The following is a 14571-nucleotide window of genomic DNA, read 5'->3' as shown; positions in this document are numbered from 1 at the left end:
AGAGCTGCGAGCCGCCCCATGTGAGCCCGTAGACGCCGACAATCCAGCCAACCTCCGTAAGGCTGGCGCCCTGGCTGACGAGGAAGACCGGGAACAGCGCCCAGACCAAGGCATCGACGAACTTCTCGACCAGCCCCGCCTGTGAGATCGCGAAGAGGCGGCGGTCGCGCCAGCTCATCAGTGCGAAGACCTCGCCAGTAGTGGGGTGCTCGGACACGCCCTGCGGATAGCGCGGCAGCGACTTCGGCGGTGCGACCTTGTGCGCTGCGGTCTCCGCCTTGGCCCAGGGGAGCGTGTCCTTCACCCAGACCACGGTGAGCAGCAGCGCCAGAAGGACCACGGCCATGCCGAAGACAAGGAGCCCCGTCCGCGCGCCCAGCCACTCGGCAGCGTAGGCGGTCAGGATGCCCGCGATCGCCACGCCGACATAGCCGGAGAACTCGTTGAGCCCCATGGTGAGGCCCCGTTCCTCGGCTTTCGTGATGTCGAGCTTCGCGGTCTGCGTCATGGACCAGCAGAGGCCCTGATTGACGCCCAGCAGCACGGTCGCCGCGACGATCCAGTTCCAGTCGGGCGCATACCAGATCATCACCGGGATCGGCAGCGCCACGACCCAACCCCAGAACAGCACCCGCTTGCGCCCGATCCGCTCAGACCAGCGCCCGGCGACGAAGTTCATCACCGCCTTCACCGCGCCGAAGGCCACCACGAAGGACGCCAGCAGCAGGAACGACCCCCGCTCGAGCCCGAACTCGCTTTCTGCCAGCGCCGGGACGACGGTGCGCGTCATGCCGATAGCGAAGCCGACCAGCATCACCTGGATCAGTTGATGCGAGACCTGTACGAGGTTTTCGCGGATGCCGAGCTGAAGATCGCTTGCAGTCATTCGGCGGGCTCCTTCCTCGTGATGCGCGGGTCGAGCGCACCGCCGCTCGCCGGGCCGCGCAGGGGCTGGATCAGCATCCGGTCGAGCCAGAGGTCGCGGCGCGTGCGGAACTGCTCGATCCCGATCTCCATCCCCTCGTGCCCCTTGGCAGCCTGAGCGATGTAGGTGCCCAGCAGCCGGTCCCACCACGGCAGGTTGAAGCCGTAATGCGAGTTGGTCTCCCGCGGATCGGCGACGAGGATGGCTTCGAACATGGTGCGAGCCTTCCGGCTTGTGGAACGCGACAGAATCTCTATTATTCAAGATATCACTTGAATGATCTATCGTCAGGAGGCACGCGGTGTCAATCAGTCCGAAGGCAGCCCTCCTCGAGGAATACGCCCTGGTAGCTCGCGCCCTGTCCGCGCCGGCGCGGCTTTCGATCCTCGAGCAACTGGCGCAAGGCGAGCGCGGCGTGGAGACGATTGCGGAGAAGACCGGCCTGACCCTCGCCAACTGCTCGCAGCACTTGCAACAGCTGCGGCGCGCCGCGCTGGTCACCAGCCGCCGCGAGGGAAAGTCGGTGATCTACCGGCTCACAGATGCGAAGACGCTGGCGCTGATGGATCTCCTGCGCATCGTGGCCGAGCGGAACCTCGCACAGGTCGAGCGCATCCTGCGCGGCCTCTCGGGTGGCGAGGAAGCCCCCGAACCGGTCAGCCGCGCCGACCTGGCCGCGCGGCTCGCGGAAAACTCGGTCATCGTGCTGGACGTCAGACCGGCAGACGAATACGCCGCCGGCCACATCCCAGGCGCGCTCAACGCGACACTTGCAGAGCTGGAGCAGATGCTCGTCATGCTCCCGCCCGATGCGGAGATCGTCGCATATTGCCGCGGCCCCTACTGCGTCTACGCTCACCAAGCGGTTGCAGCGCTTCGCAAGCGCGGCCTCAACGCCCGGCGGCTCGACGGAGGCCTGCCAGAATGGCGCGAGGACGGAAGGCCGACCTTGTCCGCACCGACATGAATTGCCCGGTCCGCCCAAGGGCCGGGTGCGTTGCTGCACCAGCATAATGATCGAGCATACCGTGCTTCGCCCGAATGTCGCTGATCGGCTTATTCTGAAGACCTCTGCATAATTGAGGATTCCCGCTGGTTTTCTGCTTTGGTATGGTTTGCCAGCGTGATTTCCAGGGGAATAATGGACCTTTTCTCCGCTGTTGCAGAGAAGGATGTCACCTTCCGCGTCGCCCGGCGCCTGAAAGATGTGGTGAAGGACGTCAACCGGCTGAAGGTGACGATCGGCACCGACTACAGCAACTTCACGAGCGAGATGACCTATGATTAGGTTGTCGTCAACTACGGGACATTGCCCCTGGCGGATCTGTATTTCGACCTCAAGCCGCTATCTTCGAACGGGGGCGCGGTCGATTACGAGGCGCTCGATCGGGGGCCGCCCGCAGGATGTGGTGCTCAATCCCGACGGGCGTTTCAGCCTCTACCGCATCGGCAACGCGGTCAGCGCGCGCAACACTCACGCAGCGATCTACGACGCGTTGTGACTCATGAAGGATATCTGAAATGCGCTCGACCATGTCTGTCAAAACTCAACAACAGCCCTGATCGACTTGCCCGCTTGCATCAGGTCGAAACCTTCATTGATCTGATCCAGCGTCAGCTTGTGGGTGATCATCTGGTCGATCTCGATCTTGCCGTTCATATACCAGTCCACGAATTTCGGCACATCGGTGCGGCCCTTCGCGCCACCGAAGGCCGTGCCTTTCCAGACGCGGCCCGTAACCAGCTGGAAGGGCCGCGTCGAGATCTCGGCTCCCGCAGGCGCTACCCCTATGATGACCGAGACACCCCAACCGCGATGCGAGCATTCCAGCGCGTCTCGCATGACCTTGACGTTGCCGGTCGCGTCAAACGAGTAATCCACGCCCCCGATCGCGTCATCGCCGCGTTTGGTCAGGGTGACGATTTCCTGCACGACATTCTCGACTTTGGAGGGGTTGACGAAATGCGTCATCCCGAATTTTCGCGCCATCTCGGCCTTGGCGTCGTTCAAGTCGACCCCGATGATCATATGCGCCCCCGCCATGCGTAAGCCCTGGATCACGTTCAGGCCAATCCCGCCAAGCCCGAACACCGCAGCCGTCGATCCGATTTCAACTCCGGCGGTATTTATCACCGCCCCGATGCCCGTGGTTACGCCGCAGCCGATATAGCAGATCTTGTCGAAGGGCGCGTCCTCGCGCACTTTAGCCAGCGCAATCTCGGGCATGACCGTGTGATTGGCGAAGGTCGAACAGCCCATATAGTGACAGATCGGCGTGCCATCGAGCATGGAAAACCGCGTCGTGCCATCCGGCATCAGCCCCTGACCTTGGGTATTGCGAATGGCTGTGCAGAGGTTCGTCTTGCCCGACCGGCAGGAATAACACTCGCGACATTCGGGCGTGTAAAGCGGGATCACATGATCGCCCGGTTTCAGGGTTGTGACCCCTTCGCCCACTTCCACCACCACGCCGGCGCCTTCATGACCAAGGATGCACGGAAACAGCCCCTCAGGGTCGGCGCCCGAGCGGGTGAATTCATCGGTGTGGCAAATGCCGGTGGCCTTGATCTCGACCAGAACCTCGCCCGCCTTCGGGTCGTCAAGGTTCACTTCCATGATTTCCAGCGGTTTTCCGGCCTCAAGGGCAACGGCGGCACGGGTGCGCATGATCACTTCCTCCCTGAATTTTCTTGCTTTCGCAGTGTTTGGTATCATAATTCAAGACTAAGTCTCACAAATCAATTCGATTCGGTCAATATGCATCTGGACCGCCTGATCAGCATCATGGAGATCGTCGCCGTGGCAGGGCGACCGGTTTCGCCAGTCGAATTGCAGAAGGCGACCGGTTTGCCCAAGCCGACATGTTACAGGCTGGTTCAGACGTTGCTGGATCAGGGCCTGATCGAGGCCCCGTCAGGAGACGGGCGGGTGATCATTGGCGAGCGTCTGATCCGGATCGCGCTACTGGGGAAATCCGACGTCGATGTTCGACGCGCAGCCGCGCCCCTACTCAAGGCCGCGGCGGTTCAGTTCAATGAAACCGTGTTCCTGTCGCGGTTTCGCAACTCTCAAGTCGAAATCATCCATGTCGAAACCCCCGACGATCCGGCGCGTGCCTACATCCATCCTGGCATTGGAGTGCGCCCGATGCATGCATGTTCGTGCTCCAAGGCTATAGCGGCCTTCGCAGAGCCCGAATTTCAGGCCTGCATCATTGGCGGCAGCCTGAAGGCGTATACCGAACACACCAAGACCACCGAGGCCGAGTTGCGCGCGGATTTTGCCCGTATCGTGGAGCGTGGCTTTGCCGATTGCGACCAGGAGATCGACCTCGGGATCGCCAGCGTGGCCGCACCTGTGTCCATTGGCAATATCGGCGCGACTTTCAGCGTCGGGACGGTCGGACCTATCCGACGTTTCGGGCCGCAGTCACGAATAGAAATCGGGGAGAAACTGATAGACTTGGCCAGTCGCGTCAGCGGGGCCATTCAGCTGTGCAACGTGGCCGAAGTTTGAGGAGGCGGCGGCCACAATGCCGAGAGGAGAAGGGAGAACTCTGTACCGGGCCCTGATGGGCCAAGTCATTCAAGGGAGGACGACATGACTTTACGACCAGACCCGACGTTTCACGCGACGGCGCAGCTTGCCATGCAGGCACCGGTGGAAAACTATGGCTTCGTTGTGATGCTAAGCCCCGATGGCGCTCAGCCTGACGGGATTGCGGTGGTGGACCTGAACCCGAAATCTGAAAGCTACGGCACCATTGTCCACACGCTTCTGATGCCCAACAAGGGCGACGAGTTCCATCATTTCGGCTGGAATGCCTGCTCGTCCTCGCTGTCACCGCTGTCAGGCCATGCGTTTCTTGAACGCCGCTATCTGATCGTACCGGGGATACGGTCTTCTCGGATCTATGTCATCGATACGAAAGACCCGCTGGACCTGAAAATTCACAAGATCATCGAGCCAGAAGAGGTCTTCGCCAAGACCGGCTATTCGCGCCCCCATACCATTCATTGCGGGCCGGAAGGGATCTATGTCTCGACGCTGGGCGGTGGCGGCAAGGACGGGATGGACGGGCCTCCGGGCATCTTCATCATGGATTGCGAAACCTTCGAGATCATCGGCCAGTATGAAATGGACCGCGGGAAACAGGACAAGCATTACGATTTCTGGTGGAACCTGCCGCAAGATTACATGGTCAGTTCCGAATGGGGGCTGCCGCCGCAATTCGAGAATGGCATTGTACCCGAAGACCTGTTGTCCAACAAATACGGCCATTCGATTCATTTCTGGGACCTGCGTCGCCGCAAGAATATCCAAACCATTGATTTCGGAGACAACTACCAGATGGCGCTGGAAATCCGCCCCGCGCATGATCCGAAGAAATCCTACGGCTTTTGCGGCGTTGTGGTGGACACGACCAACCTGCAAGGCGCGATCTTCACGTGGTGGCGCGGCGAGGATGGCACCTGGCAGTCGAAGAAAACCATCACCATCGATCCGCGCCCTGAAGACCCCGCCAACCTGCCACCCCTGTTGCAGGGCTTCGGTGCCGTGCCACCACTCGTCACCGATATCGACCTGAGCCTTGACGACAAGTACCTCTATGTCGCCTGCTGGGGCCTGGGCGAGATGCACCAATATGACGTGTCCGACCCGATGAAACCGTTTCTGGCGGGCAAGGTCGAATTGGGCGGTATCGCGCGCGGTACGAAACATTCAAGCGGCGGTGATTTTGCCTTCGGCCCGCAGATGGTCGAGATCAGCCGCGACGGCAAGCGGGTCTACTGGACCAACTCGCTTTACTCGACATGGGACAACCAGTTCTACCCCGGACAGGAGGGCGGCCAGATGGTCATGGCGCATGTGGGCGAAAACGGCGGGTTGACGCTGGACAAGAAATTCTACGTCGATTTTCCCAAGGGCCACCGCGCGCATCAGATCCGGCTGGAGGGCGGCGACTGCTCGACCGACAGTTTCTGTTACCCGAACGTCTGAATGGCGCTCGATCCAAGCACGCTGGCGGCCCTCTGGGGGGCCGTCATGCTGTCCGGGGTCTATCATGGCGTCAATCCCGGCATGGGCTGGCCGCTGGCAGTGTCGGCAGGGCTGATGGAAGGGCGCCACCGGGCGATGGCGAAAGCCATCGTCGCGCTGGCCTTCGGGCATCTTTTGGCGATGCTGGCGATCCTGCTGCCGTTCTCGATGATGACTGCCCTGATCGAGTGGGAGAAAGAACTGCGCCTTGGCGCAGGCGCGCTGGTGATCGCAGCAGGCGTCTATCTGCTGATCAACCGCAGGCATCCGCGCTTTCTGGCGCGGGTCGCGCCATCACGGCTCGTGCTGTGGTCGTTTCTGGCGGCCATGGCACACGGCGCCGGGCTGATGCTGGTGCCAATCTATCTTGGCATCTGTGGGGCTGATTTGGGCGATAGCGGGCACGAGGCCGCGCGCGATCTGATGGGGCAGAATATCTCCTCTGCCTTTTTCGTGGCCTTGGTGCACACATTTGCCATGACGCTTGCAGGGGGTGTCATCGCTATAGCGATCTACTTTTACTTCGGGCTGAGATCCCTGTCACGCACATGGTTCAATCTCGATGTGGTCTGGGCATTAAGCCTGATCGTCGTAGGCGCTTTCGGGATCTACTTTGCACTTCACGGCCATTAATTGCGCCAGCGCGCTGGCCTCGCAGGGTTCGTGCCACTGGCTGTTTTTTTCCGCCGCCACCGCGACGACAATGAGCTCTGCTTAAATCGTCAGCCAACACATACGTGCCCCGAGTCGGCCAACGGTATACTCGGCACAGGGCATTGATCCTGTGCGGCGAGAGGCTCAACTTGCGACAGCGAGCGACTTCTTCGGGTCGTGGAACGGGATCGGCACGACAGTTCCGCCGCGTGTTTCGCCCAGCTTGTCCACGATCAGCTGCGTGCCGATGTCCGTGTGCTCGACCCTCAGCATTCCGAGGGCGATGTTCTTGTCCAGCCGCGGGGAATACACCGCCGAGGTGACCGTGCCGACCTGGGTGCCATCCTTCAGGACCGGCCAGAAGAAGTCGTTGGTGCCGACGAACGGAACCCCTTCGATTTCCAAACCGACAAGCCGTTGCTTCAAACCCTTCGCCTTGATCCTGGCCAGCGCGTCCTTGCCGATGAAATCCGCCTCCATGTCCAGATTGACCAGACGGTCCAGGTTCAGCTCGAACGGGTTGTTCGCCAGGGTCATGTCCGCGTGATAGGACAACATGCCCGCCTCGATCCGGCGAATGCTGGAGGTGTGGCCCGGCTTGAGGCCCATCGGCACACCGATATCCATGATGTACTCCCAGAGCCGGCCACCGGCCGAGCCGTCGCGCAGGAAGATCTCGTAGCCAAGCTCGCTCGACCAACCCGTGCGCGAAATGATAAGGGGCACGCCGTGCCAGTCATATTCCATGAAGTGGTAGTACTTCAGTTCCGTCGGAGCGTCGCCAAAGCACGCGCGCAGGATGTCGCGGGATTTGGGGCCCTGAAGCTGAAGGGGCGAGACATCGGGCTCGGACAGCTGGACATCCATGCCGGCATTCACCGCCACGCCGCGCGCCCAGAGCAGGACGTCGCTGTCGGCAATCGACAGCCAGAAATGATCCTCAGCCAGCTTGAGCACGATCGGGTCGTTGATCACCCCGCCGTCCTGATCGGTGATCAGCACGTATTTGCATTGCCCGATCTTGCAAGTCGAGAGATCACGCGAGCATAGATACTGGGTGAATCTGGCGGCATCCGGCCCCTTGATCTCGACCTGGCGTTCGACCGACACGTCGCACAGGATCGCCTGATTGATCAGGTTCCAGAAGTTCTGCGCCGGGTCGCCGAAATCGCGCGGGATGTACATGTGGTTGTAGACCGAAAACCCCTTGGCCCCCCAACGCAGAGCCGCGTCGGAATAGGGGGATTTCCGGACCTGAGTGCCGAAGCTGAATTGCGCGAATTCCAGTTCATGTGCCATGATGTGTGTCCAGGTTGATCGGTGAGGGGTCAGGTCTTCTGGCGGAGCAGATCGCGGAGTTCGTTTTTGCGGATTTTCCCGGTGGTGGTCTTCGGAAGCTCTCCAAAGATCACCTTCTTCGGACGCATGTACCCGGCAAGCCTTGACCTGGCATGGGCCAACAAGTCTTCTTCGGTCACCTCGCCCGACAGTTCAACGAAGGCGCAGGGCACCTCGCCCCATTTTTCATCAGGCATCGCCACCACGGCGACGAGGCTGACGGCGGGGTGGGAATAGAGCGCCCTCTCCACTTCGATCGAGGAGATGTTTTCGCCGCCCGAGATGATGATGTCCTTGGAGCGGTCGCGGATGTCGATGTAGCCATCGGCGTGCTGCACCGCGATGTCGCCGGACCAGAACCACCCGTCCCTGAAGGCCCTGGCGGTTTCCTCGGGGGCCTTCAGATACCCCTTCATCACGATATTGCCGCGAAACGCGACCTCGCCCAGCGTCTTGCCGTCCCACGGCAAGGGTGTGCCTGTCTCGGGGTCGAGTACCAACACGTCTTCCTCAAGCTCATAGGCAACACCCTGACGGGCCTTCATCTCGGCGCGCTGGTCAGCGGGAAGCGCCGCCCAGTCGGGTTTTTCGGCGCAGACGACGGCGGGGCCATAGACTTCGGTCAGCCCGTACACATGCGTGATCGAGATGCCCATCGCCTCCATCCTCCTGATGACGCTGGCCGGAGGCGGCGCGGCGGCGGTCATCATCTTGATCTTCTGTGGAAAGTCCCGGGTTGCCTCTGCACCGCTGATCATCGACATGATGATCGGCGCGCCGCAGAGATGCGTGACGCCATGATCGGCGAAGGCGTCATGGATCGCGTCCGCTCTTGGCGCGCGCAGGAACACATGCGTCCCGGCCAGCAGGGTGATCGTCCAGGGAAAGCACCAGCCGTTGCAGTGAAACAGCGGCAGCGTCCAGAGATACACCGGATGGTGCGGCATTTCCCACGTCACCACGTTGTTGACCGCATTGGTCCATGCGCCGCGGTGGGAATAGACCACGCCCTTGGGCCGCCCCGTGGTGCCGGAAGTATAGTTCAACGCCAGCGCGTCCCATTCGTCATCCGGCAAGCTATGGGGGAAATCCGGATCGCCCTCGGCCAGAAGGTCGTCATAGGTCAGCGTGCCGATCCTGTCGCCGCCCGGTCCTTCGCTGTCTTCGATATCGACAACCAGAACCTCGCGGCCGGACTGCGCGACGGCTTCGGCCGCCATCTCCGAGAACTCGGTATCGACCAGCAGAACCTTCGCTTCGCCATGACCCAGAATATAGGCGATGGTGCCGGCATCGAGCCGCGTGTTGTTGGCGTTCAGAACCGCGCCCAGCATGGGCAGCGCCAGCGCGCATTCCAGCGCCTCGGGGATGTTCGGGGCGATCAGGGCAACGGTATCGCCCTTGCCGATGCCGCGCCTGGCCAGAGCCGAGGCAAGCCGCTTGCATCGCGCCGCGACCTCGCCCCAGTTGCGCCGGATGCGCCCGTGGATCTGCGCGGGCAGTTCGGGGTGCACACGCTCCACGCGCTTGAGGATCGAAACCGGGGACAGGGCCGCATGATTGGCAGCGGTCCGCACAAGTTCGGGCCCTTGATACATCATTCGCCGGTCCACTCGGGCATGGGTTCCTTGCGGGTGAAGGCTCCGATACCTGCCACGGTATCTTTCGCCATCATGTTCTCCGCCATCGTGCGGCCGGCAAAGGCGTAGGCCTCTTCCAGGGGCATTTCGAGTTGCTCGTAGAAAGCGCGCTTGCCGATCTTGACGGCGGCATAGGATTTTTCTGCGATGATGCGGGCCATTTCCATGCTGGCGTCCTCAAGGTCTGCCAGTGGCACGACACGGTTCAAAAGGCCCATTCCGGCGACGCGGGTGGCGGGCAGGAACTCGCCCAGCAGCAGCATTTCCATCGCCAGTTTGCGCGGCACATTGCGCGACAAGGCGACCATCGGTGTGGAACAGAACAGCCCGATGTTCACGCCCGAAGTCGCGAATTTCGCATCCTCGGCGGCCACGGCCAGATCGCATGACGCCACGAGCTGGCAGCCCGCCGCCGTGGCGATCCCCCTGACCTCGGCGATCACCGGTTGCGGCAGGCGCACGATGCGCAACATCATCGCCGAGCACTTGGCAAAGAGGTCCTGGAAATACCGGAAGCCCCCGTCTGCGTCCGCGCGGCGCTCGGTCATTTCCCTGAGGTTATGGCCCGCGCAGAAATGGTTGCCGCCGCTGCGCAGGATCACGACCTTGACGCTGCGGTCCGCCGCAATCTCGTCCAGAGTGTCCGACAGCGCAGCCAGCATCGCCTCTGACAGGGCGTTGATCGACTTCGGCGCGTTCAGCGTCAGGACGGCGATGCCGTCTTGATCCGAGCGCAGGACGAGGCTGTCGTTTTCCATCCGACCTTCCATGGTCTACTCCAATCTGCCGCCGGCTTTTTTCCAGGCACCAACGCCCCCGGCCATGCTCACGACCGGCGAGAGGCCCATCTCCCTGGCGACCTTCGCCGCCAAGGCCGAGCGACCGCCGGAAGCACAGTAAAAGACGTAGGTCTTGTCCTGGTCGAACTCGGGTTTGTGCGCCGGGCTTTCCGGATCGATATGGAATTCCATCATGCCGCGCGACGACGCGACAGCCCCGGGGATGACTCCGGTCTTTGCCTGTTCCGTGCCATCGCGCAGGTCGACAAAGACGTGATCCGGCGAGCCGACCAGGCTCAACGCCTCCTCGGCGCTGATTTCAGGCACCGTCTCCATCGCCTCTTTCACGATGTCCTTGGAAGTCCTGGTGATGGTCTGCGGCATGTTCAGGTTCCTTTTCCGGATGGGGTCAGGCCGCCCATGTCAGATCGCGAGGTCGAGGCGCGGCTTCCAGAACGGGCGGAAGAGTTCGATCTTGGGGCAGCGATTCATCACCACTTTCAGGCCTGCGTCTTCTGCCAGTTTCGCCGCCCGGTCGTCGTAGACGCCGATCTGCCCCCAAAGCACTTTCGCACCAATGGCGATCGCCTTCTCGGCGATGGCATGGAGTTCCTCTTTCGGTCGGAAGACCTCGACCATGTCGACGGGTCTGTCGATCTCCTCGAGCGAATGAAACACCGGAATGCCGCGGATCTCGGTCAGGGCCGGGTTCGGATTGACCGGAATCATGTCGTATCCCGTTTCGTGCAGCACGCGCAGCACGCCGTAGCTGAACTTGGTCTGGTCTGCACTCGCGCCCACCATCGCGATGGTTTTCACCGACTTCAGGATGTCGGCCAGGTATTTCGGATCATAGTCGTAAAGGTCATCAAGCGCGGTCGCAGGCATTTCAACGCTCCTTGAGGGTGGCGATGTCCGCCTTCAGTTCATGCGGTTCCAGCGGATCGAGGAATGGGTTCCGGTAAAGCTTGTCGTGGCTTTCGACGCCGATCTCGAGGGTGCAATCGGTGACGGCACGGGCGACGCAGAGCAGGACATAGCCGTTGTTGATCTGCCGATTGTTCAGCGCGACCTGGCGGCGCTGGTCCACCGCGCCTGCGGTCAGCTTGGCCGCGCAGGTGATGCAGCCGCCGTATCTACAGCCGTAGGGCAGATCGACGCCCTGTTCGCGCAGGGTGTCGAGTAACGGACGGCGGGCCTCGACCTGATAGGTCGCGCCGTCGCGATTGGCGATCGTTATGGTGCGGGTCTCGTTCACAGCCAGATGTCGCTCGTGCAGTCGCCACCGGGGTAGCGGGTTTCGTGGCAGCGACTGGGGCCATTGGGCTCCTTGCCGAAATCCACGACGAAATCTTCGTTGATCGTCATGCCGCCGTTTTCGACATCGCAGTCGATCATCAGCATGACACCGCCTTGCGTGCGGATCTCGGGGTAGAACTGGTTGTCCCAGGTACTGAACAACGAGGTCGTGACATAGAGCCGCTTGCCGTCGAGCGACAGCTGATACATCTGTGGCCCGCCCGCGACCTTGACGCCATTGACCTCGGGCGCCTTGCCCAGCAGGCCGCCCATGTAGACCTGCCCGGTCAGCACCGGGTTGTGCGGGTCGCTGATGTCGTACTGGCGCATGTCGCCGTGCAGCCAGTTGTTCAGGTAAAGATACTTGTCGTCCATCGACACGAGGATCGCGCTCATCACACCCGGGATCGGGATAGGCCATTCGGGGTGCGGCTCGTTCTCGACATCGATGATCTTTTCCCAATCCCACTTGCCCGCATCGGATTTCCAGAAATGGATGACGTTCGCCGACAGGGCCGCGCCGCAAAATCCGTGGGTGCTGTCGGGATTATGGTGGAATTTCACTTCCAGCGGGATCAGCCCGTCTTCGCCGAGATACATGGTCTCGACCGGTTTGCGCGCCTTGAAATCCCAGATGTGCAGGCGGCGGCCATATTTCAGGTGCCCCACCTCTTCCAGGTCGAACCCCGGCATGAACGTGTTGGGGGCCGCCCATTCGGAGGACACCATGACGTTGTGGCGCGGCTGGTACCAGAAATCATAGCTGAACGGGATGTCGCCCATGGTGGCTTCCCAACGGCCCACGATCTCGAAATCCTTGTTGAGATGCAGGTAGCCACCGGGGGCTTCGCCCTGCGCGTCGCCAAGGAACGAAATGATGATCTCGGAACCCAGGCAATGCACGGTGTGAGGGCCGCTGAGGTTGGTCTTCGACTTGATCTCGGCCCCGTCGATCACCTTGTGCAGGCGCGGCGCGCGCGGGTCCGTCGCCGTGTCGATCACATGGATGTTGTTGGACCGCACACCGGGCACCAGCAGGTACTTGCGCGACATGCCCGCGTCGTCATGGCACGACGAACAGGCGTTCCATCCCATGTGGTGCAGTTCGTCCCCGATGCCGGGCATCTCGAGACGGTGGATGACCTGTGAATAGGTCGGGCTGTCGGGGTCGGCATCAACCGTCGCCAGGTAGTCCGGCTTCTGAATGCCGGTGCCCGTGTAGATGGCGATGGTGTAGAGCAGTTTTTCGCGTGGGGCCTTGATGGCCTCGGCTGGGCTTGCATAGCCCGGGCCGCAGCATGCGCCGTCCATCATCACATTCCTCCCTTGCGATCATGTCGTTCTTATCGTAAATTGATAATGTGATTCTCGCAAGGTAAAAATATGCATCTGGAACGCCTCACTTGCATTCTCGAGATCGTGGGACAGAAGGGCGAGGCAACGGTCTCCGAGATTTGCGCCCATTCCGACCTGCCAAAACCGTCTGCCTACAGACTGGTGCAGGACCTCGTTGCTGTCGGCCTGTTGGAACCTGTCGCACGCGGTCGGTTCGTGATCGGCACCCGCCTGAAGCAGATTACCCACAGCGATCAGTCCGACCGTGCGCTGCTGGAGCTGATTGCGCCAACGTTGCGGCAGGCGGCCACCGAATTCGGAGCGGCGTTCTTCCTGTCGCGGCTGCGCGGGAAATCCGTGGAAATCGTTCATGTCGAGACGCCCGACACGGGTGTGTCGTATCTCCATCCGGGCCTGGGAAAGCGCCCCCTGCACGCCTGTTCCTGCTCAAAGGCTGTGGCGGCCTTTTCGCCGGACCTGTTCCCGACCGGCGAAATGGAAGGCCGGTTGCGCGCCTACACCGAATTCACGCTGACAAACGTGGATGACCTGCAAGCGGAGTTCGAAACCATCCGCGAGCGCGGCTTTGCCGAATGCGTGGAGGAAATCGAGCGCGGCATGTGCTCGGTCGCGGCCCCGCTTGCGCCAAGCGGGCCAGGGGCTTTGATGTCGATCGGCGCCACCGGGTCCGTGCGGGTGTTCACTCCTGCATTCCGTGAAAAACTCGGCCGGGACATCACCAGGATCGCGTGCGAGATATCGGCAATCCTTGGCTGGAGCGTCACGCAGGATACCAGAAGAACAAGCCTATCCTGATTTCCCCTTGGCCTGCGTCCTGCGCACAGCCAACCAAGGCGCAAGACGCGCAACCTTTCAGCCTGTGCATGCCGGTTTTCTCAATCTGAGATAGCACGAGTGCAATCGCAGCGAATGTTTACTTCCCGCCCGTCCACGTCGGCGTCGCCGCAGCTGCGAACAAATACGGAGCAGTCGCAGCGAATGACCGGAAGGTCCGCAGACTGCCACTAACCTTTCGGCGTAAGCTTCAGTCCTCGTCAAGCCGCATGGGGCACAGGTCTCATCACCTACCTCGCGCGACGGCCGAAGTGCATCGGCAGGCGGCCGAGGGCTGCGTGATCTGACGTTCGCGGCTGTCCTGGCTGCGCGACGCTTCTCGGGCTGGGCGCGCCTTATCTGACGCTCAGGAGTTCCGCGAGGCGCAGGGCGTCGGAGACCGCGCCCTGGAGGTCCTCGATCCTGGCCTCCTCGGCCTGATCGACCTCGATCCGGCGGTCCAGCACTTCCGTCACCTGCCGGTCGACCTCGGGCGGAATGGTTCTTCCCGCGGTGGCGGCTTCGCCGCGCGACATGGCAAGGGACTGCTTCGCTTCCTCCCACTCCCGCTCCCACCGCGCCATGCGCTCATCGGTGCCGGCGGTGGCCCCCTTGTGCCAGCCGGCGGCCGGGGCGGGGGCGTCGGGCGGCATCGCGGCGGGCTGGCACCCCGCGAGAACGAGCGCCGCGGTGAGGGAGGTCGAGAGAGCTCGCATGGGTCAGAGT

15 protein-coding genes and 2 pseudogenes are annotated in these 14571 nt (G+C 61.9%); 6 read left to right on the top strand and 11 right to left on the bottom strand.

Annotated features, from left to right (window positions below; translation table 11 throughout):
* Together IM708_RS18420 and IM708_RS18415 are read right to left on the bottom strand one after the other, a co-directional pair.
* Positions 1–886 (bottom strand): MFS transporter (locus tag IM708_RS18420; RefSeq protein WP_209428038.1); only part of this gene is annotated, 886 nt, incomplete at its 3' end.
* A pseudogene (locus IM708_RS18415) lies at positions 883–1116 on the bottom strand (sterol desaturase family protein); the annotation flags it as partial. The pseudogene IM708_RS18415 and the gene IM708_RS18420, both read right to left, overlap by 4 nt.
* Positions 1117–1226: 110 nt before the next feature.
* Between IM708_RS18415 and IM708_RS18410 the strand changes: the two are divergent.
* Both IM708_RS18410 and IM708_RS18405 read left to right on the top strand, forming a co-directional pair.
* Positions 1227–1892 carry a metalloregulator ArsR/SmtB family transcription factor gene (locus IM708_RS18410; RefSeq protein ID WP_209427467.1) on the top strand — a complete coding sequence of 222 codons (666 nt, stop codon included), beginning with the start codon at positions 1227–1229 and terminating at the stop codon, positions 1890–1892.
* Between the two features lie 189 nt (positions 1893–2081).
* Positions 2082–2427, top strand: a pseudogene (locus IM708_RS18405) (N-methylproline demethylase); the annotation flags it as partial.
* Between the two features lie 38 nt (positions 2428–2465).
* Here the strand turns inward: IM708_RS18405 and IM708_RS18400 are convergent.
* On the bottom strand, positions 2466–3593 hold the full coding sequence (locus IM708_RS18400) for an S-(hydroxymethyl)glutathione dehydrogenase/class III alcohol dehydrogenase (RefSeq protein WP_209428037.1): 1128 nt from the start codon (positions 3591–3593) through the stop codon (positions 2466–2468).
* Between the two features lie 90 nt (positions 3594–3683).
* On the opposite strand from IM708_RS18400, the gene IM708_RS18395 reads away from it, so the two are divergent.
* From IM708_RS18395 to IM708_RS18385, 3 genes are all read left to right on the top strand, one after another.
* Positions 3684–4442, top strand: coding sequence for an IclR family transcriptional regulator (locus IM708_RS18395; RefSeq protein WP_209428036.1), 759 nt, complete (start codon positions 3684–3686; stop codon positions 4440–4442).
* Between the two features lie 84 nt (positions 4443–4526).
* Positions 4527–5927, top strand: a complete 1401-nt coding sequence (locus tag IM708_RS18390) for a selenium-binding protein SBP56-related protein (protein ID WP_209428035.1) — start codon at positions 4527–4529, stop codon at positions 5925–5927.
* The gene (locus IM708_RS18385; protein ID WP_209428034.1) at positions 5928–6599 is read left to right on the top strand and encodes a hypothetical protein; all 672 of its coding nucleotides are present in this window, start codon (positions 5928–5930) and stop codon (positions 6597–6599) included.
* A gap of 165 nt (positions 6600–6764) precedes the next feature.
* Here IM708_RS18385 and IM708_RS18380 read toward each other — a convergent pair whose 3' ends face one another.
* Genes IM708_RS18380 through IM708_RS18350 form a run of 7 tightly spaced genes read right to left on the bottom strand, consistent with a single transcriptional unit; the run spans position 6765 to position 12990 of the window.
* Positions 6765–7919 carry a glycine cleavage T C-terminal barrel domain-containing protein gene (locus IM708_RS18380; RefSeq protein ID WP_209428033.1) on the bottom strand — a complete coding sequence of 385 codons (1155 nt, stop codon included), beginning with the start codon at positions 7917–7919 and terminating at the stop codon, positions 6765–6767.
* A gap of 29 nt (positions 7920–7948) precedes the next feature.
* A complete protein-coding gene (locus IM708_RS18375; RefSeq protein WP_209428032.1) occupies positions 7949–9559 on the bottom strand; it encodes an AMP-binding protein in 1611 nt (536 codons plus the stop codon).
* Positions 9556–10368, bottom strand: a complete 813-nt coding sequence (locus IM708_RS18370; protein ID WP_209428031.1) for an enoyl-CoA hydratase — start codon at positions 10366–10368, stop codon at positions 9556–9558. Before IM708_RS18370 ends, IM708_RS18375 begins: the two co-directional genes overlap by 4 nt.
* A 3-nt stretch (positions 10369–10371) precedes the next feature.
* Entirely contained in the window at positions 10372–10761 is a 390-nt protein-coding gene (locus IM708_RS18365; protein ID WP_209428030.1) for a rhodanese-like domain-containing protein, read from the bottom strand.
* 39 nt (positions 10762–10800) lie between these two features.
* Entirely contained in the window at positions 10801–11265 is a 465-nt protein-coding gene (locus tag IM708_RS18360; RefSeq protein WP_209428029.1) for a CoA-binding protein, read from the bottom strand.
* Between the two features lies 1 nt (position 11266).
* Positions 11267–11635, bottom strand: a complete 369-nt coding sequence (locus tag IM708_RS18355; RefSeq protein WP_209428028.1) for a 2Fe-2S iron-sulfur cluster-binding protein — start codon at positions 11633–11635, stop codon at positions 11267–11269.
* Entirely contained in the window at positions 11632–12990 is a 1359-nt protein-coding gene (locus tag IM708_RS18350) for a selenium-binding family protein (protein WP_209428027.1), read from the bottom strand. The genes IM708_RS18355 and IM708_RS18350 overlap by 4 nt, the downstream gene beginning before the upstream one ends.
* 69 nt (positions 12991–13059) lie before the next feature.
* On the opposite strand from IM708_RS18350, the gene IM708_RS18345 reads away from it, so the two are divergent.
* Complete coding sequence (locus tag IM708_RS18345; RefSeq protein WP_209428026.1) at positions 13060–13827, top strand: IclR family transcriptional regulator C-terminal domain-containing protein; 768 nt, start codon at positions 13060–13062, stop codon at positions 13825–13827.
* A gap of 374 nt (positions 13828–14201) precedes the next feature.
* Here IM708_RS18345 and IM708_RS18340 read toward each other — a convergent pair whose 3' ends face one another.
* Positions 14202–14561, bottom strand: a complete 360-nt coding sequence (locus tag IM708_RS18340; RefSeq protein WP_209428025.1) for a hypothetical protein — start codon at positions 14559–14561, stop codon at positions 14202–14204.
* Between the last annotated feature and the right edge of the window lie 10 nt (positions 14562–14571).

This window comes from Pararhodobacter sp. SW119, from assembly GCF_017811755.1.
Taxonomy (GTDB): Bacteria; Pseudomonadota; Alphaproteobacteria; order Rhodobacterales; family Rhodobacteraceae; genus Pararhodobacter.
This window is presented reverse-complemented; position numbering and strand designations above follow the sequence as displayed.

What these genes read in the sequence shown, in the direction of transcription:
- IM708_RS18400 (WP_209428037.1), bottom strand. Translation starts at nt 3,593, where the DNA reads ATGCGCACCCGTGCCGCCGTTGCCCTTGAGGCCGGAAAACCGCTGGAA.
- IM708_RS18395 (WP_209428036.1), top strand. Translation starts at nt 3,684, where the DNA reads ATGCATCTGGACCGCCTGATCAGCATCATGGAGATCGTCGCCGTGGCA.
- IM708_RS18390 (WP_209428035.1), top strand. Translation starts at nt 4,527, where the DNA reads ATGACTTTACGACCAGACCCGACGTTTCACGCGACGGCGCAGCTTGCC.
- IM708_RS18385 (WP_209428034.1), top strand. Translation starts at nt 5,928, where the DNA reads ATGGCGCTCGATCCAAGCACGCTGGCGGCCCTCTGGGGGGCCGTCATG.
- IM708_RS18380 (WP_209428033.1), bottom strand. Translation starts at nt 7,919, where the DNA reads ATGGCACATGAACTGGAATTCGCGCAATTCAGCTTCGGCACTCAGGTC.
- IM708_RS18375 (WP_209428032.1), bottom strand. Translation starts at nt 9,559, where the DNA reads ATGATGTATCAAGGGCCCGAACTTGTGCGGACCGCTGCCAATCATGCG.
- IM708_RS18370 (WP_209428031.1), bottom strand. Translation starts at nt 10,368, where the DNA reads ATGGAAGGTCGGATGGAAAACGACAGCCTCGTCCTGCGCTCGGATCAA.
- IM708_RS18365 (WP_209428030.1), bottom strand. Translation starts at nt 10,761, where the DNA reads ATGCCGCAGACCATCACCAGGACTTCCAAGGACATCGTGAAAGAGGCG.
- IM708_RS18360 (WP_209428029.1), bottom strand. Translation starts at nt 11,265, where the DNA reads ATGCCTGCGACCGCGCTTGATGACCTTTACGACTATGATCCGAAATAC.
- IM708_RS18350 (WP_209428027.1), bottom strand. Translation starts at nt 12,990, where the DNA reads ATGATGGACGGCGCATGCTGCGGCCCGGGCTATGCAAGCCCAGCCGAG.
- IM708_RS18345 (WP_209428026.1), top strand. Translation starts at nt 13,060, where the DNA reads ATGCATCTGGAACGCCTCACTTGCATTCTCGAGATCGTGGGACAGAAG.
- IM708_RS18340 (WP_209428025.1), bottom strand. Translation starts at nt 14,561, where the DNA reads ATGCGAGCTCTCTCGACCTCCCTCACCGCGGCGCTCGTTCTCGCGGGG.